Origin of the sequence: Bacillus methanolicus (assembly GCF_028888695.1) — a bacterium.
Classification (GTDB): domain Bacteria; phylum Bacillota; class Bacilli; order Bacillales; family Cytobacillaceae; genus Bacillus_Z; species Bacillus_Z methanolicus_B.
In genome coordinates this window covers 2,227,882-2,244,082 of the sequence record NZ_PNFF01000001.1, presented here as the reverse complement: position 1 = coordinate 2,244,082, position 16,201 = coordinate 2,227,882, and the positions used below count along the sequence as shown (strand labels likewise).

At 38.1% G+C, this 16,201-nt stretch carries 15 protein-coding genes; 13 read left to right on the top strand and 2 right to left on the bottom strand.

Annotated elements, in window-relative coordinates; genetic code table 11:
• Positions 1-9: 9 nt before the first annotated feature.
• The gene (gene hisJ / locus C0966_RS11220; protein ID WP_274855543.1) at positions 10-822 is read right to left on the bottom strand and encodes a histidinol-phosphatase HisJ; all 813 of its coding nucleotides are present in this window, start codon (positions 820-822) and stop codon (positions 10-12) included.
• A gap of 186 nt (positions 823-1,008) precedes the next feature.
• On the opposite strand from hisJ, the gene ezrA reads away from it, so the two are divergent.
• The 6 genes from ezrA (at position 1,009) to rarD (ending at position 8,535) form a co-directional block, all read left to right on the top strand.
• Positions 1,009-2,697 carry a septation ring formation regulator EzrA gene (gene ezrA / locus C0966_RS11215; RefSeq protein WP_274855542.1) on the top strand — a complete coding sequence of 563 codons (1,689 nt, stop codon included), beginning with the start codon at positions 1,009-1,011 and terminating at the stop codon, positions 2,695-2,697.
• Between the two features lie 216 nt (positions 2,698-2,913).
• Positions 2,914-4,056: a cysteine desulfurase family protein gene (locus C0966_RS11210; RefSeq protein ID WP_274855540.1), complete on the top strand. Its 1,143-nt coding sequence runs from the start codon at positions 2,914-2,916 to the stop codon at positions 4,054-4,056.
• 1 nt (position 4,057) lies between these two features.
• Complete coding sequence (gene thiI, locus C0966_RS11205; RefSeq protein ID WP_274855539.1) at positions 4,058-5,266, top strand: tRNA uracil 4-sulfurtransferase ThiI; 1,209 nt, start codon at positions 4,058-4,060, stop codon at positions 5,264-5,266.
• A gap of 105 nt (positions 5,267-5,371) precedes the next feature.
• Positions 5,372-5,578, top strand: a complete 207-nt coding sequence (locus C0966_RS11200) for an alpha/beta-type small acid-soluble spore protein (RefSeq protein WP_004438929.1) — start codon at positions 5,372-5,374, stop codon at positions 5,576-5,578.
• Positions 5,579-5,817: 239 nt separating this feature from the next.
• Complete coding sequence (mbcS, locus tag C0966_RS11195; protein ID WP_274855535.1) at positions 5,818-7,404, top strand: acyl-CoA synthetase MbcS; 1,587 nt, start codon at positions 5,818-5,820, stop codon at positions 7,402-7,404.
• A gap of 198 nt (positions 7,405-7,602) precedes the next feature.
• Positions 7,603-8,535: an EamA family transporter RarD gene (gene rarD / locus C0966_RS11190; protein ID WP_274855534.1), complete on the top strand. Its 933-nt coding sequence runs from the start codon at positions 7,603-7,605 to the stop codon at positions 8,533-8,535.
• An 82-nt stretch (positions 8,536-8,617) separates the two neighbouring features.
• Here rarD and C0966_RS11185 read toward each other — a convergent pair whose 3' ends face one another.
• Positions 8,618-9,418, bottom strand: coding sequence for an NAD kinase (locus tag C0966_RS11185; RefSeq protein WP_274855533.1), 801 nt, complete (start codon positions 9,416-9,418; stop codon positions 8,618-8,620).
• Between the two features lie 150 nt (positions 9,419-9,568).
• Between C0966_RS11185 and sppA the strand changes: the two genes are divergently transcribed.
• The 7 genes from sppA (at position 9,569) to C0966_RS11150 (ending at position 16,190) form a co-directional block, all read left to right on the top strand.
• Entirely contained in the window at positions 9,569-10,579 is a 1,011-nt protein-coding gene (sppA, locus tag C0966_RS11180) for a signal peptide peptidase SppA (RefSeq protein ID WP_274855531.1), read from the top strand.
• 13 nt (positions 10,580-10,592) lie between these two features.
• On the top strand, positions 10,593-11,165 hold the full coding sequence (locus tag C0966_RS11175) for an RDD family protein (protein WP_425535926.1): 573 nt from the start codon (positions 10,593-10,595) through the stop codon (positions 11,163-11,165).
• An 87-nt stretch (positions 11,166-11,252) separates the two neighbouring features.
• On the top strand, positions 11,253-11,948 hold the full coding sequence (locus tag C0966_RS11170; protein ID WP_274855775.1) for a DUF2953 domain-containing protein: 696 nt from the start codon (positions 11,253-11,255) through the stop codon (positions 11,946-11,948).
• Between the two features lie 17 nt (positions 11,949-11,965).
• A complete protein-coding gene (gene ytfJ, locus C0966_RS11165) occupies positions 11,966-12,454 on the top strand; it encodes a GerW family sporulation protein (RefSeq protein ID WP_274855530.1) in 489 nt (162 codons plus the stop codon).
• A gap of 318 nt (positions 12,455-12,772) precedes the next feature.
• Positions 12,773-13,273 (top strand): thiol peroxidase, encoded by a 501-nt coding sequence (tpx, locus tag C0966_RS11160; protein WP_274855527.1) that lies wholly within the window; start codon positions 12,773-12,775, stop codon positions 13,271-13,273.
• Positions 13,274-13,500: 227 nt separating this feature from the next.
• Positions 13,501-14,733: an IS4 family transposase gene (locus C0966_RS11155; RefSeq protein WP_274853102.1), complete on the top strand. Its 1,233-nt coding sequence runs from the start codon at positions 13,501-13,503 to the stop codon at positions 14,731-14,733.
• Positions 14,734-15,206: 473 nt separating this feature from the next.
• Entirely contained in the window at positions 15,207-16,190 is a 984-nt protein-coding gene (locus tag C0966_RS11150) for a class I SAM-dependent methyltransferase (protein WP_274855525.1), read from the top strand.
• Positions 16,191-16,201: the final 11 nt, after the last annotated feature.

The window sequence follows — 16,201 nt, the reverse complement described above, 5'->3', positions numbered from 1 at the left end:
ACCCATTTGCTATTGAGTCAGCCCCGTTTTAAGAAATTTCATTTTTTCTCTGCCTTGGCCAAGTTCTTTTCGATGGTGGGCATCCGATCCATAGACAAGCGGAATGCCCATTTGTATGGCTTTTTCCGCAGCCCATTCAGGCGGATAAGGCTCCCGGCAAAGAGGTTTTATTGTTCCTGCCCCGTTATAGTCAATTTCATAATTATATTTTTTTATTGTATTAAGGACATTTTCAATTTCATTCTTAAATTCATGCGAAGCCGGAAATTTACGGTGGAATTTCCGGATCAGTGTAATGTGGCCGATTCGTTTCGGTTTAAATGGCCCTAGATCCGAGGTTATCGAAAGCACTAATGTTTCGTAGTATTTTTTATAGACTTCATCTACTCCCCCGTAGCTTTTTGCTATTTTTTCAAATTCCCCTGGACTGTAGTCGATACAATCATAACGATTATTGAATTTTAAAAAGTGGACGGAAAGAATGGCATCATCAAGCCTTTTTCCAATAACATTCAAAAAATTTCGAATTTCTTTTTCGTACCCTTCAATATAATCAACTTCCAGCCCGGTATTTATTTTTATACGCCCTTCGAATTTTTTCTTTAACTGGTCAAGATCATCGAGATAAGATTCAAGTTTGTTCAAATCCATCGCACTGTCTTTTGTCGGGGTTGTATCGATAAAACCTTTTGGCAATGGAGCATGCTCAGTAAATGTAATTTCCTCAAACCCTAGCGAAATAGCTTGTTCAATATATTCCTCAAAAGAATCTTTTGATCCGTGAGGGCAATATGGAGTATGTATATGCCCATCTTTTTTCAACTTTGTCTCCCTCCTCTTGTAAAAAACTAAATGTCGAAGCTTTTTGATCAAAAAAAAAGAAAATAATAGTCAAAAATTGTCGTTTACATGGTATCATAAAAACATTGAAATGAACATTCGTAAAATATTTATATAAAATAAAAACTAAAACTGCTCCAAATTCGGTGTTGAAACTGGGGGTTTATTATGGAATACATAATTGGTGCACTCATCATTATTTTTTGTTTGTTTTTGACCGGTTTTTTTATAAGAAAAAAATACTATAAAGAAATAGACCGTCTTGAATCATGGAAAATCGACATAATGGACCGCCCCGTACTTGACGAAATGTCAAAAATAAAGCAACTGAATATGACCGGCCAAACAGAGGAACTTTTTGAAAGATGGCGTCATGAATGGGATGAGATCGTTACAACCGATTTGCCTGATGTAGAAGAGCTCTTGTTTGATGCCGAGGAGTATATTGATAAATATAGATTCGGCAAGGCGAAGGAAATTATTGCGCTTATTGAAGAAAAGCTTTCAAAGACAGAAGAGAAGATACAATGCATTCTCACCGAGCTGAATGATCTCGTCGGCAGCGAGGAAAAAAACAGAACTGAAATAGAAGAGTTAAAGGAACTTTATCGGGAGAGCAAGAAAACCCTGCTTGCACATCGGCATAATTTCGGGAGAGCAGAGAATGAGCTTGAACGAAAGCTTGATGAAATCATAGGCAAATTTCAAGAGTTTGATGAAAAAACAAAAAATGGAAATTACCTTGAGGCACGAGAAACCGTTCTGTTTATAAAGGAACGACTTGAAAAAATCAAACAAAAAATGGATGACATTCCTAGATTATTGTTGGAATGCCAGACTAGCCTTCCTTCGCAAATAAAAGAATTAAAGGAAGGCTACCGGGAAATGGCCTCACAAGGGTATGTTCTTGACCATATTCCATTGGAGAAAGAGACAGAAAGATTTGAAAAACAGCTTGAAGTATATTTATCCTACATTGAAAAGCTTGAGATTGAGGAAGTTCAAAAAGGAATTGAAGAGTTGAAAGAAGGCATTGAGCTTTTATTCGACCTTCTTGAAAAAGAAGTACACGCAAAACATTTTATCAGCCAAAATGTACAGGGAGCTAAGGAGATTCTTGATATCACTTTGGAAGAAAATGAAAAACTGAAATTGGAATCAGACCATGTCCAAGAGAGCTATCACCTGCAGGAACAGGAACTGGAGGTTTTAACGCGTTCTGAAAAACGATTAGCCCATTTAGAAAAAAGGTATGAGCTTCTGTTAGAGCGTCTCGCACAAAATGATACTGCACAAACCGTTCTAAGTGAAGAATTGCAGGAAATGAAAGCAGTTTTGGATCAGGTTCGTGATGAACAAAGGGAGTTTGAAGAAAAACTGCTGGCCTTGCGAAAAGATGAAATGGAAGCACGGGAGCAAGTAAAAGATCTTTCAAAAAAAGTCGGAGAAATGATCCGCCTTGTATCAAAAAGCAATATTCCGGGCTTATCTCAGGAATATCAATATTTATTGGAAGATGCGAAGGAAAGTATTCAAAATGTGATAGACAGACTTGAAGAAAAGCCGCTGAATATTAATTCTGTCCGGAAATACCTTGAGGTTGCCGTATTGACTGTTAATAAATTAATGGATTCAACAATTGAATTAGTCGAGAATGCAAAATTGGCGGAGAAAGTCATTCAATACGGCAACCGTTATCGAAGCCGTTATCCTTCTGTAGAGAAAGGTTTGCAAGAGGCTGAAACAGCCTTTCGTAACTACGATTATCGGCAGGCCATTGAACAAGCGGCCGCTTCAATCGAAGAAATAGAACCGGGCGCTTTAAGGAAAATTGAAGCCATGCTTTCAGAAGAATAAAAACAAGACAGGTTCGCAGTGTGAACCTGTCTTTTGTCATGCTTTTATCTTTAATCAGAACGAATTTGTCCACAATAATGAAGAATAGCATTTATGCCATTTTTTTGTTTACAAAAGAAAAATCCGTCATCAAACTCGTAAAGCAGTATCATTTTCAACGAATGAAGAATGTGCTAAGATTAACAATTGCATTACCGTATTAGAAAGGGGAAGGCCATGATCTATTTTGATAATAGCGCAACTACAAAACCATATGAAGAAGTAATTGACTCGTTCGTTAAAGTTTCAACAGAATATTTTGGCAACCCATCTTCCCTGCATAATATTGGCGGAAAGGCTGAACAATTGTTAACACAGGCCCGGTCTCAGGTGGCCAGGCTTTTAAATGTAAAAGATAGCGAGATATATTTTACATCCGGTGGAACGGAGAGCAATAATCTAGCGATTAAGGGAACGGCGCTCATGTATAGGGGAAGAGGGCGCCATATTATTTCCACTTCAATTGAACATCCTTCTGTCACGGAGTCCATCAATCAGCTTGAACAACTCGGCTTCGATGTGACTTTTGTTCCGGTTGATTCGGACGGAAGGGTAAATGCGAAAGAAGTAGAGAAGGCGATTCGCCACGATACGATTCTTGTGTCCGTTATGCATATCAATAATGAGGTTGGAACAATCCAGCCTATTAAAGAGATCGGAACGATGATAAAAGAGTATCCGAAAATCCTTTTTCATGTTGACCATGTTCAAGGAGTTGGAAAAGTTCCGCTTAATTTTTATGAATGCGGAATTGATTTATGTACGATTTCCGGGCACAAATTTCATGGCTTGAAAGGCACGGGAGCGCTGTTTATTCGGGATGGAGTAAGGATATCGCCGCTGTTGTCGGGCGGAAACCAGGAGTTGAATACGCGGAGCGGAACAGAAAATGTCGCCGGAATGGTTGCCATGGCGAAGGCTTTGCGCTTAACTCTTCAAAAAAGGGAGACCGGCATACATCAAATGGAAGCGATAAAGAATACATTAAGAAATGAACTTGAAAAAATTGATGGCGTTAAGGTTCATACACCGAAGGAAGGGTCAGCCCCGCACATTCTTAATTTTTCCGTCCGAGGGTTTAAAGCTGAAGTGTTTGTTCATGCTCTTGAAGACCAAGATATATACGTTTCAACGACCAGTGCCTGTTCTTCCAAAAAGAAATCTCCGAGTAAAACATTAATGGCAATGGGTGTACCTGATGAAGAAGCAAACAGTGCGATCCGTATTAGCTTGTCATATGAAAATACAATGGAAGAAGCATTGTATGCGGCTGACAAAATAAAACAGACAATAAAACAACTAGGAGAGGTAATGAACTGATATGAACTATGACCGAATTCTCATTCGCTACGGAGAAATGTCGACAAAGGGCAGAAACCGGAACAAGTTTGTTGAAAAATTAAAAATGAACATTAAGAGAGTATTAAAAGATTTTCCTAATGTGAAAATAGAAGCAAGCCGGGATCGAATGTATGTTTTATTAAATGGAGAAAACAGCGAAGAAATTATTTCGCGTTTAAAAGGCGTGTTTGGCATTCAATCTTTTAGTCCCGCTGTCAAGGTTGAAAAAGATATTGATGTAATGAAAGAAGCGGTTCTTGACTTGTTTAAGAGTTTATATAAGCCGGGAAATACTTTTAAAATTACTGGAAAAAGAGCGGACAAAACGTTCTTTTTATCTACAGATGAAATCAACCATACTTTCGGAGCCCATCTTTTAAAAAATATTGAGGGGCTGAAAGTAGATGTAAAAAATCCTGATATAAACATGCAGATTGAGATTCGAAAAGAAGCTGCATATTTGACTTGCGAGAATATTCGCGGTGCAGGCGGACTCCCTGTCGGGTCAAGCGGCAAAGCGATGCTTATGCTTTCAGGAGGAATTGACAGCCCTGTTGCCGGATATTTGTCAATGAAAAGAGGCCTGGAAGTGGAAGCTGTCCATTTTCACAGTCCGCCATTTACAAGCGAGCGTTCAAAGCAAAAGGTGATTGATCTTGCTGAAAAACTTTCCGAAGTAAGCGGCTTTATGACTCTCTATGTTGTTCCTTTTACAGAGATCCAGCAATTGATCCAAAAACAGGTGCCTGATAATTATTCCATGACAGTTACAAGGCGATTGATGCTCCGAATTACTGATGAAATTCGTAAGAAGCATAACGGTCTTGCAATAATAACAGGCGAAAGCCTTGGCCAAGTAGCGAGCCAAACACTTGAGAGCATGTTTGCGATCAACGAAGTTACGAATACACCTGTACTTCGGCCGCTCATTACTATGGATAAAACAGAAATCATTGAAATTTCACGTGAAATAGGAACTCATGATATTTCGATTCGCCCGTATGAAGACTGCTGTACCGTTTTTGTTCCTTCATCGCCAAAAACAAAACCGCGAAGAGATAAGGTTCATCATTATGAAAGTTATATTGATTTCGAACCATATATTACAAAAGCTGTAAACGAAACCGAAGTCATTCATATAAAACCTAATGCGAAACAAGCTGAAGAAACATTTGATCATCTTTTTTAACAGATCAAAATGTTTATTGCTATTTTGTGAAACAATTACCAATCTTTCGATAGAATGAAGCCATGTGATTCTACACACTCTATACCCATAAGGAGGTGATATCACATGGCACGAAACAACAGTTCAAATCAATTACTGGTTCCAGGAGTTCAACAAGCTCTAGACCAAATGAAATACGAAATCGCAACTGAATTTGGAGTTAACCTAGGTGCAGATACTACTTCTCGCGCTAACGGTTCAGTTGGGGGAGAAATCACTAAGCGTTTAGTTCAAATGGCTGAACAACAATTAGGCGGAGGTTTCTCTAAATAATAAAAAATAAATACAATGGCTACAAGGAGCGGGTTTAAATACCTGCTCCTTTTTTAATTATGTTGCAGCGCCTGGCCAATTTTTATCCTTGAATAGACATCCACGAAAATTTCGCGCGTCCTTGTTTCTAATTTCCTTTTCTAAAAAAATAATTTTAAATTTTTTGATAATTTAGTATAATGTCTTTTACGGAGAACTAAGAGATTTTGAATAGAAAAATATTGTTAGGGGGAATTTTGATGAAATTGAAGGATTTTATTGCACCTGAAAAATACAATCTAGTATCCGAAATAGAGCGGTTTGCAAAGGATCCGGAGAAGCTTGCTCTAAAGTGGGAAAATGAAGCAGGGGAAACAAAAGAGATAACATATGCGCAATTAATGAAAAATGTAAATAAAATTGGAAACGTTTTCTTAAATAGCGGTTTACAAAAAGGAGATATTATTCTCATTACGGTTCCTCGTCTAATTGAGGCATACCAAGTATATTTAGCTGCTTTAAAAGCCGGTCTTGTTGTGATCCCCAGTTCTGAAATGCTTCGTACAAAAGATTTGCAATACCGAATCAGCCATGGTGATGCGAAAGGGATTGTCAGCTATTACCAATATGTGGACCAGTTTTCAGGAATTGAAGAAGCTCGGTCTTTACTCAAATTTGTGATTGGCGGAAGTTCGGATAACTGGATTCATTTGGATGAAGCAATGACAAAGGTTTCAGATGAATTCCCTCTGGCAGATACGTCTAAGGATGATATGGCCTTTTTATCTTATACATCCGGAACAACTGGAAATCCAAAAGGAGTTGTTCATACACACGGCTGGGCATATGCCCATTTAAGAATCGCAGCCGCCAATTGGCTCGGGATTGAAGAGGGTGATATGGTTTGGGCAACAGCCGGTCCGGGATGGCAAAAATGGATTTGGAGCCCGTTTTTATCTGTATTGGGGTCAGGTGCAACCGGTCTTTCCTATAACGGAAAGTTTGAACAAAATAAATTCTTGCATCTCCTCGAAAAATATGAAGTAAATGTTTTATGCTGTACTCCAACTGAATACCGGTTAATGGCAAAAGTCGATAACCTGTACGAGTATAAGCTGCCGAAGCTGCGCAGTGCAGTATCGGCCGGAGAACCGCTAAACAGGGAAGTAATTGATACGTTCAAGAAACATTTTCATGTGGATGTCCGGGACGGGTATGGACAGACGGAAAATACATTGCTGGTCGGTGTCACAAAAGGAATGGAATTGAAAGCTGGTTCTATGGGTAAGCCCACTCCGGGTAACAGAGTGGAAATCATTAATGAAAAGGGAGAGCCATGCGCTGTTGGTGAAGTCGGTGATATTGCTGTTCACATTGAAACCCCTTCCCTTTTTAAACACTACTACAAAGATCCTGAGAGAATGGCTATGCAATTCCGCGGCGATTATTATATTACTGGTGATAAAGCGAAAAAAGATGAAGACGGTTATTTCTGGTTTGAAGGCCGGGGAGACGATATTATTATCAGTTCCGGTTATACAATTGGACCTTTTGAAGTCGAAGATGCACTTGTTAAGCATCCATATGTAAAAGAATGTGCCGTTGTTGCAAGCCCTGATGAAATTCGCGGCCATATCGTTAAAGCATTTGTTGTTTTACGTGATAGTGTTGATAAAGACACTCCTGATCTCGTGAAGGAACTCCAGGAACATGTTAAAAAACTGACTGCCCCGTATAAATACCCGCGAAAAATCGAATTTATATCTGAGCTGCCGAAAACGACATCCGGAAAAATCAGGCGAGTTGAACTGCGTCAAAAAGAAATGGAAGCATTCAAAAAATCTTAAAACAGCAATTATATATTTGAATGTTTCGATCATGTTGGCGGAGAAATTGATAATTAGAAAATATTGATGGGTCTGACCCTTCCTTTTTTTAGTTAACGTTATGAGGTTGCAAATCCCAATAAAAAAAGTTGGCGGCATTCTTTCTTTCGATTTATAATAGAATTATTTCGAGACTAGAAAGAATTGAGGAACAACACAATGATAAAAAATGAACAACAGATGGGAGCTTTGTATGCCGCTTTTTCCTATTTTCTTTGGGGAATCCTTCCGATTTACTGGAAACTGCTTGGTCATGTGAAGGCACATGAGATTTTGGCAAACCGGGTATTTTGGTCTTTTGTTTTTATGCTTGTTGTACTGCTTGTTACGAACAAATGGAAGGCATTTACCGCTACCGTCCGTGCACTCTCGGCAAATAAAAAACAATTTATGGCGCTTGGTGCAGCCTCACTTCTTATAAGCGTCAACTGGTTTTTATATATTTGGGCAGTTAACAATGGCCAAATGATTGAAACGAGTTTAGGGTATTATATTAATCCTCTTGTCAGTGTATTGCTTGGGATGTTTGTATTAAAAGAACGTCTGTCTATCGCCCAATACTTTTCGTTTTTCCTGGCTTTAATCGGTGTTCTTATTTTGACATTATCTTACGGCCGTTTTCCGTGGATTGCCATCATGCTTGCCGTTACTTTCGGCTTGTATGGACTGGCAAAAAAATTAATTAAAGTGGATTCTGCGATCGGTCTGACTTTGGAAACAATGGCTGTCACTCCTCTCGCTCTTGTATATATCGGAATTCTGTTTATTCAGGGAGAAAGCTCATTTTTGAACGGGTCGCTGCCTACTGGCCTTCTCTTAATTGGAGCAGGCGCTGCAACGGCCATCCCATTACTTTATTTTGCAAAGGGAGCACAAAAGATACAATTATCGATGCTTGGTTTCATTCAATATATTGCGCCAACTATCACATTGATATTAGGGATCTTTGTGTACGGCGAACAGTTCACAAAACTTCATTTGCTGTCATTCACTTTTATTTGGGCAGCACTAACCATCTATTCTGTGTCGCGGACAAAACTGGCCGCCGCATTAGAATTAAGACTGAAAAGAGGAAAAGGTATGGAAATATAATAAGGGTCCGACTCCCTCCGGCAATGACGATTATATAGAATCTTTTGTCTTTATGTTGTATTGAAGGGGTCGGCCTTTGTTTTCACAAAAATGTCCTTTTGACTTTTTCCCAAAATGAATTGTCTTTAAGTTTTACAGTTTTAATGATCCTGTCACTTAATTTCACTTCAATCTTTCTCACATGCTTAATGCTTAATGCTTCATTATCCATTGCCATTGTCGGATGTTCGTTTCCATCAGGAACAACTATTAAGGTTAATATTCTGTCTCCGCTCAAAATAAAAGATGATCCAAGAGTTCGGTAGCTGTTATTGTTCATGGAAGCGATTTCACTCACTTGCATACAAGGAAGCAAAGGATCAACGACCGATCCGTTTACTGATTTATTATAAGCGGTGCTTCCGGTTGGTGTGGCTACGATCATTCCGTCGCCGCGGAATGTTTCAAAATAAAGCTCGTCAATGTAAACATCCATTGCAAACGTTCTAATAATGGAAGAACGAATGCTGAATTCATTTAAGCAAAGGAAATTTGATTCACCGTCAACCGTTACTTCAATCGTCGGGTATCTTCTGACTTCAATTTGTTCATTTGTCATTGCTTCAACCATTTTGGAAGTATCGTTAATATAAAAATCGCAATACATGCTTAAATGTTCGGTAGTTGAAATGCCCGCATATAAACAATCTCCCCTAAAACCTGTTTTACGGACAGCCTGCAAGAAGGTTCCATCCCCGCCGATGCTGACAATAATGTTCGCATCCCGATAATCTTTAACAACGGTGAAATCGTATTTTCTCGCTAAGTCATAAAGGGGATCTAATTTTTCCTGTAACTCTTCATCCCTTCTATAGAAGAAATACAAGTTGCGGCGATTAGGCATGGTTCATACCTCCATATAATTATTCGTATCTTTCCAAATATTACCCAATTTGATAAAATATTAATCTAAAATTAGTGTAACATTTTTTGAAACAATTTGATATTTAGAACGTAACAGTATTGTGAACTATAAAAGGGAGGTATTAACAGCATGAATGGAAAACGCTGGGCAGCACTCGGAATCGCTGCTGGATTATTTTTTGTTTCGGTAATCATTAATTTTTTATCTGCATTTGCAATTAAAGATTTTGAAACTTCATTGAAGGATTTGTTTCCGATGAATGACGAAATGTTTTTAGAAGAAGTGATCGAAGAAGGAGACGAATTTAAGAAAATCGCCGTACTGAATGTAAATGGAGTTATTCAAGATACCGGTGAAACAATGACATTATTTGAGAGCGGAGGGTACAATCATCAAGCTTTTATGAAACAGCTTGATCATGTAAAAGAAGATAAAACTGTTAAGGCGATCATTATTAGGGTTAATTCTCCCGGCGGCGGAGTAGTTGAAAGTGCGGAAATTCACGATAAAATTGTAGAAATCCAAAAAGAAACGAAAAAACCTGTCTACGTTTCAATGGGGTCAATGGCAGCATCAGGCGGGTATTACATTTCTGCAGCCGCTGATAAGATTTATGCCAGCCCTGAAACATTAACAGGTTCTCTTGGGGTCATTATACAAGGGGTGAACTATGCCGGCCTTGCTAAAAAGTATGGCGTAGACTTTGTTACGATTAAAAGCGGACCATATAAAGACATTATGAGTCCAACAAGAAAAATGACGGATGAAGAACGTAAAATTTTGCAATCGATGATTGAAAATTCTTATGAGGGATTTGTAAAAGTAATTTCTGAAGGACGCGGAATTCCGGTTGAAGAAGTGAAGAAAATTGCCGACGGAAGAATTTATGACGGCCGCCAAGCAAAGAATTTAAATCTAATTGATGGTTTTGGCTATTTTGATGATGTTGTTGAGAATTTGAAAAAAGACCATAAGTTAAAAGGTGCTCAAGTTATCAGTTATTCAGAAAATCTTGGATTTGGCTCATTATTCAGCATGGGTGCCCGTAAATTAATGGGAGAAGACATGGAAATGTCCGGCCTCATGAAATTACTATCACAGCCGAATTCTCCCAGACTGATGTATCTATATGCTGAGTAAGGGGGAACAGGAAATGAATTTTAACGATTCAGTGCATCAGGATCATATTGATTCTGAACAAAATAACACGGGAGCACCTTCCGGACAAAGCATCAATGAGAACTTCTCGGCTTTAACAGAGGAATCAAACTCTTCCGCTTTGAAACAAGCAAATATGCAAGCAGAGCAATCGATTTACCGTTATGCAGGATTTTGGATGCGGTTTTGGGCATACCTTCTTGATCTGCTTGTAATCGGTAGCATTGATCGAATGATCGTCAACCCGTTATTCAGGCTTTTTGATTTGCCGCTTCATGAAATAAGCATGTTTGCACCAATCTCAATCGCAACTGCAATTACATTCTATGGCTACTTTTTATTAATGACTAAGTTTTTCGGCCAGACATTGGGCAAAATGGTTTTTGGACTGAAAGTCATTGATCTTGACGGCGGCAAATTAAGCTGGGGAACGGTCCTGTTCAGGGAATGTATTGGGCGATTTATCTCCGCAACTGTTGTCGTCGGTTATGTAATTGTTGCCTTTCTTCCGAAAAAACAAGGGCTTCATGATTTGTTTGCAGATACGACAGTTATACACGAAAGATAAAAAATTAAACCTGCCAAAATTTACTGACGGCAGGTTTATTTTTTTTTGTTTAAGACGATACTAGCAGGCTGAAAGGTTGTGAACATAGTGAAATGGTTGGTCATTGCCTTAGCGGTTCTGCTTTTTTTATTGATGATCGTTCTTGCAACAAGACTAACAATATATTTGAGTTATGATCATGTTCAGGATAACGACCATTTAAAGTTGGAATTAAGAGCGTGGTTTGGCCTTTTTAGATACAAGCTGAAAATCCCTCTTATAAAAATAGATGAGAATTCCCCTACGATCGTTTTGAAACAAGAAAAACAGATGGGACATCAGAAGAAGCCGAGTAAAGAAGAGACGAAGCAATATTCGGCAGAAGATTTGCTCAACATTTTTAAAGATATAAAAGAGATTCTTACACATGTTATTGGACTTCATAAAATCATCCGCAAATTATTGAAAAAAATAACGATCAAGGAATTCGAATGGTTCACCGTTGCCGGGATCGGCGATGCAGCCTACACCGGTATGCTTATTGGAGCGCTTTGGGCAGTAAAGGGGAGCATTGTTGGTGTTATAAGCCTCAATATGAAACTAAAAGTAATGCCGAAAATAAACATTACGCCAAACTTTCAAAGAGCATATTCTCAAACGACGCTCAGATGTATGTTTCAATTTCGAATCGGGCATGCTATGTTAGCAGGAATAAAACTGGTTAAATATTGGAAAGGCGGAAAACCCAAGTTTCGATCAAAGGCTCTGTCCGTCTTTTCTGGAGATAAAACAAAATCTGTCTAGAAAAGGAGGATGCAGATATGTCCGATCATCCTATTCAAGGATTAATGACAACAGCGTTGGAAAGTTTGAAAGAAATGATTGATGTGAATACAATAATTGGTGATCCCGTTGAAACCCCTGATGGAAGCGTAATCTTAACTGTTTCAAAAGTAGGTTTTGGCTTCGCGGCAGGCGGAAGCGAATTTGTATTAGACGGATCAGGAACAGGGTCCTCACAGGAACAGGGAACGGTACAAGGCCAATCTAAGCATCCTTTTGGCGGAGGAAGCGGCGGCGGTGTATCAATTACGCCAATTGCTTTCTTGATTGTCAATTCGCAAGGTGTAAAAATGCTCCACCTTGATGAAAGTACACACCTTTATGAAAAAATATTGGATCTTGCACCGCAGGCTGTTGAGAAAATCCGGCAAATGTTTGATAAGAAAAATGATCATTCGAATAAAACTCATTATCAAGAGTATGAGCAAAACCCAAATAACGGACCAAAAAAAGATTTGGAATTTTAAGATTTGATTTAAGTTAACTTTCAATTATGAAGGTTAACTTTTTTTGTGGAAAAGGGGCGGAGCTACGCTAACAAAAATAGAAATGCCAACTTATTTTTAGCAAGATACTAGTTTAGCTATGTAAATATTTTGAGCTTTGCTTCGCTCACACCGCCTTATTATGTTGGTTATGTTTTAAAATGAAACTTATTTCCATGTTAGGGTTGGGGTAAAAAATCATGAATGTTTTTTATGAAAATATAACCTTTTAATTGCAAAAAAGAGTCTGAAAAGATATGATTTACACTGTACAAATGTTGTTTTAAGGAGGATGAGTTCATGGCATCAATCACTTTTAAAGGAAACCCTGTCACTTTGTTAGGAAATGAAGTAAAGGTTGGAGACAAAGCCCCTGATTTTAAAGTATTAGCTAACGATTTGTCTGAAGTAACTTTAGCGGATACAAAAGGGCAGGTTCGCTTAATCAGTGTTGTTCCTTCTCTTGACACTGGAGTTTGTGATGCACAAACACGACGATTTAATGAAGAAGCCTCAAAGCTTGATAACGTGAAAGTATTAACAATCAGTGTTGATTTGCCGTTTGCTCAAAAACGCTGGTGTGGAGCCAACGGAATTGAAAATGTCCAAACACTTTCCGACCACCGCGATCTTTCTTTCGGTGAAGCGTACGGAGTAGCGATTAAAGAACTTCGGTTACTTGCCCGTGCTGTGTTTGTTATTGATTCCAATGACACAGTCACCTATGTTGAATATGTGAGTGAAGCAACGAACCATCCGAACTATGAAGCAGCAATCGAAGCTGTTAAACAAGCAAAGTAATTCAAAGTGTTGAAGGCCCCGTGTGTTGACCGGGGTTTTTTTATTGTTAAGGAAATTACACTAGCGTTGCATTAAATAAAATTTAATTTGTCAAGGCTTTTCCCATAAAATTTTTATTGAATAATTTGTAATTAATGGTATTTTTTGTTCAAAAGTGCATAAAAAAACCTTATAATTAGGTGGAAGGTAGGTAGTCCTGTCCAAATCCCAATTATAAGGAGACCTCTATGGACAAGAATACCATAAAAACAGTATTTAAGGAATACATCCAACCAATGGATGAAAAAGTTTTTTTAAAAATGATTGATCAGATGAAGCTTGATAAATATGTGAAAAAGCTGGATAGCCTAACATTTACGAAACTTTTTATATATGCCCAATTGAAGCAGCTTGATAGCCTAAAAAAAATCAGTTTCAAGGTGAAAAACAAAAAGAAATTACAGAAAGAACTTGGCTTAAAAAGTATTAGTAAATCTCAACTTTCTCGCAAACTCTCCGATCTACCCCCGGAGATTTTTGAAGTTATTTTGCATCACTTGGTTGAACAAATCTATCGGGAATTCGGAAAAGAAAAGGGCGATGATTTACTAGGAAAAATCCATCTTATTGATTCAACAACCATCTCCTTATGCCTTAGCCAGTATCGATGGGCTGATTTTCGAAATACAAAAGCTGGAGTTAAAATCCATACTCGAGTAGTATTTCATGAAGGGGAAACTTTCCCAGACAAAATCATGATTACTCCTGCTAGACCAGCAGATGTCACACAGTTAGATGGTTTAATGATAATCGATAAGGATGCGCTCCATGTGTTTGACCGGGGTTACTTTGATTTTAAAAAGTTCGATGAGTACTGCCGTCATAATATTCGATTTTGTACTCGTATCAAGGAAAACACTGTCATCCATGTCATTGAAGAACTTCCCGTTGACCCGTCGTCAAACATTTCTCGGGAAGCAATAGTAAAACTGGGAAGGATGAAATATCCCGTTAGACTGATAGAAACGAAAGATAGTCAAGGAAATACCCTATCTATCATCATCAATGATGCAAAAATGAGTGCACAAGAAATTAGTGAACTTTACCGTAATCGCTGGCAAATTGAACTTTTCTTCAAGTGGATGAAGCAGCATTTAATCATTAAAAGATGTTATGGAAAGAGCGCGAATGCTGTTTTCAACCAAATTTACATAGCCATGATTACTTTTTGTTTAACTTTATTGATGAAGAAAAAAGTAAGTTATCAGGGAACGCTCCTTGAGATGTTTGAATTTATAGAAGAATATTGGTCAAAAAGCTTCTTCGAATTTATAAAAGAACTATTTAAAACACCTGATCGATCATCATATGGACGAAGGCCACTTAACCATGAACAAATTTTCATTGAAACCCTAGCACAGTTTGAAAAAGGAGATGTACAGCATTTAGATGATTTAACATATGACCCTATTTATTTGTAAAAATCTGGATAAGGACTACCTTCAAATAGGTCCCCTTATCCTTTTTTTCTTAAATACTCAGAAATATAAAATCAGAATATTCAAACCATACATTTTTTGGGATATTATTTAAAATAATCCCAATTTTATACTCTTGACTTTTTCTTATGTTTTTTGTGCAACGCTAGTGAGGAAATTATAAATTTCATCTTTGTGAATAACTTTGAAATGAGTTTGTCGTAATCAGGCTCCACAAGGAACGCTTCGGAAGCGATTCTTCGCACGAAGAAAAGCGTTAGCTTTTCGAGGAGCGCCCAGCCCCTCGAGGTCACAAGCCAAATCACTCCAGAGTCTATCGACTCTTGTGTGATTCGTCTTGTGCTTGTCGGGGCTAAACGGGGCGCTTGCGCCTTTTGTTCTTGATTCGTTAAACTTGTATCACGTAAAAAAGCCCGTTACAATAAAAAAATAGAAATTGAGCGGGAGGAATTGTTTTGAGTATCTCTGCAGTAGAGAAATTATTTACCGTTTTTAACGAAACAGCACAAATACTACAAGAAGAATTATCGATTACATATTTGGATGCCTTGGCTGAGACCGGGGAAAATCTCTTTCAAGATACTGTTCTGCAAGAAGAATTAAGTGAAATTACGGTTAAAAGACTTGAAAAAAGTTATAAACAGATTCATTTAGAAAAATATAGCAATGAAGAGATCCGGAAAGCGTACCAATTAGCGATCTTAAAAGGGATGAAAGAAAATGTGCAGCCGAACCATCAAATGACTCCGGATGCAGTTGGCATGCTTTTTGGTTATTTAGTGAACAAGTTTATAAAAGCACATTCTTTCAAAATACTGGATCCGGCAGTCGGCACCGGAAACCTTTTAACAACAGTTCTTAACATGCAGCCAAATAAAGCGATTGAAGCGACAGGAATTGATATCGACGATCTGTTAATAAGATTGGCATTTGTAAATGCAAATCTTCAATCCCATCCAATTCAGTTTTTCAACCAGGACAGCCTTCAGCCGTTATTTGTTGATCCGCAAGATGCTGTTATTTGTGATTTGCCTGTTGGATTTTATCCGGATGATGTGCGGGCTGCAGAATACGAATTAAAGGCAAAGTCCGGACACTCATATGCCCATCATTTGTTTATAGAACAAAGCACCCGGTATTTAAAACCTGGCGGATATATGTTTCTCTTAATTCCGAACGGACTTTTCGAAAGTGATCAGGCTTCACAGCTCCATGATTTTATAAAGGAGCATTTGGTCATCCAGGGTGTTCTTCAACTTCCGTTATCGATGTTTAAGAATAAAAATGCTTCCAAAAGCATTTTTATCGTTCAGAAAAAAGGGGAGGAAGTAAAACCTCCGAAGCAAGTATTGCTTGCAGAATTACCGACACTATCAAATGCAGCAGCGGTTGATAACATCTTTCGTAAAATTGAAACTTGGATCAATGAGAATAAATAAATGTTTTATGA

Excerpts from the sequence above, each read along its gene's own strand:
- sppA (WP_274855531.1), top strand. The coding sequence starts at position 9,569 with ATGAATGGAAAACGCTGGGCAGCACTCGGAATCGCTGCTGGATTATTT.
- C0966_RS11210 (WP_274855540.1), top strand. The coding sequence starts at position 2,914 with ATGATCTATTTTGATAATAGCGCAACTACAAAACCATATGAAGAAGTA.
- mbcS (WP_274855535.1), top strand. The coding sequence starts at position 5,818 with ATGAAATTGAAGGATTTTATTGCACCTGAAAAATACAATCTAGTATCC.
- C0966_RS11185 (WP_274855533.1), bottom strand. The coding sequence starts at position 9,418 with ATGCCTAATCGCCGCAACTTGTATTTCTTCTATAGAAGGGATGAAGAG.
- thiI (WP_274855539.1), top strand. The coding sequence starts at position 4,058 with ATGAACTATGACCGAATTCTCATTCGCTACGGAGAAATGTCGACAAAG.
- C0966_RS11200 (WP_004438929.1), top strand. The coding sequence starts at position 5,372 with ATGGCACGAAACAACAGTTCAAATCAATTACTGGTTCCAGGAGTTCAA.
- ezrA (WP_274855542.1), top strand. The coding sequence starts at position 1,009 with ATGGAATACATAATTGGTGCACTCATCATTATTTTTTGTTTGTTTTTG.
- tpx (WP_274855527.1), top strand. The coding sequence starts at position 12,773 with ATGGCATCAATCACTTTTAAAGGAAACCCTGTCACTTTGTTAGGAAAT.
- C0966_RS11175 (WP_425535926.1), top strand. The coding sequence starts at position 10,593 with ATGAATTTTAACGATTCAGTGCATCAGGATCATATTGATTCTGAACAA.
- C0966_RS11155 (WP_274853102.1), top strand. The coding sequence starts at position 13,501 with ATGGACAAGAATACCATAAAAACAGTATTTAAGGAATACATCCAACCA.
- rarD (WP_274855534.1), top strand. The coding sequence starts at position 7,603 with ATGATAAAAAATGAACAACAGATGGGAGCTTTGTATGCCGCTTTTTCC.
- ytfJ (WP_274855530.1), top strand. The coding sequence starts at position 11,966 with ATGTCCGATCATCCTATTCAAGGATTAATGACAACAGCGTTGGAAAGT.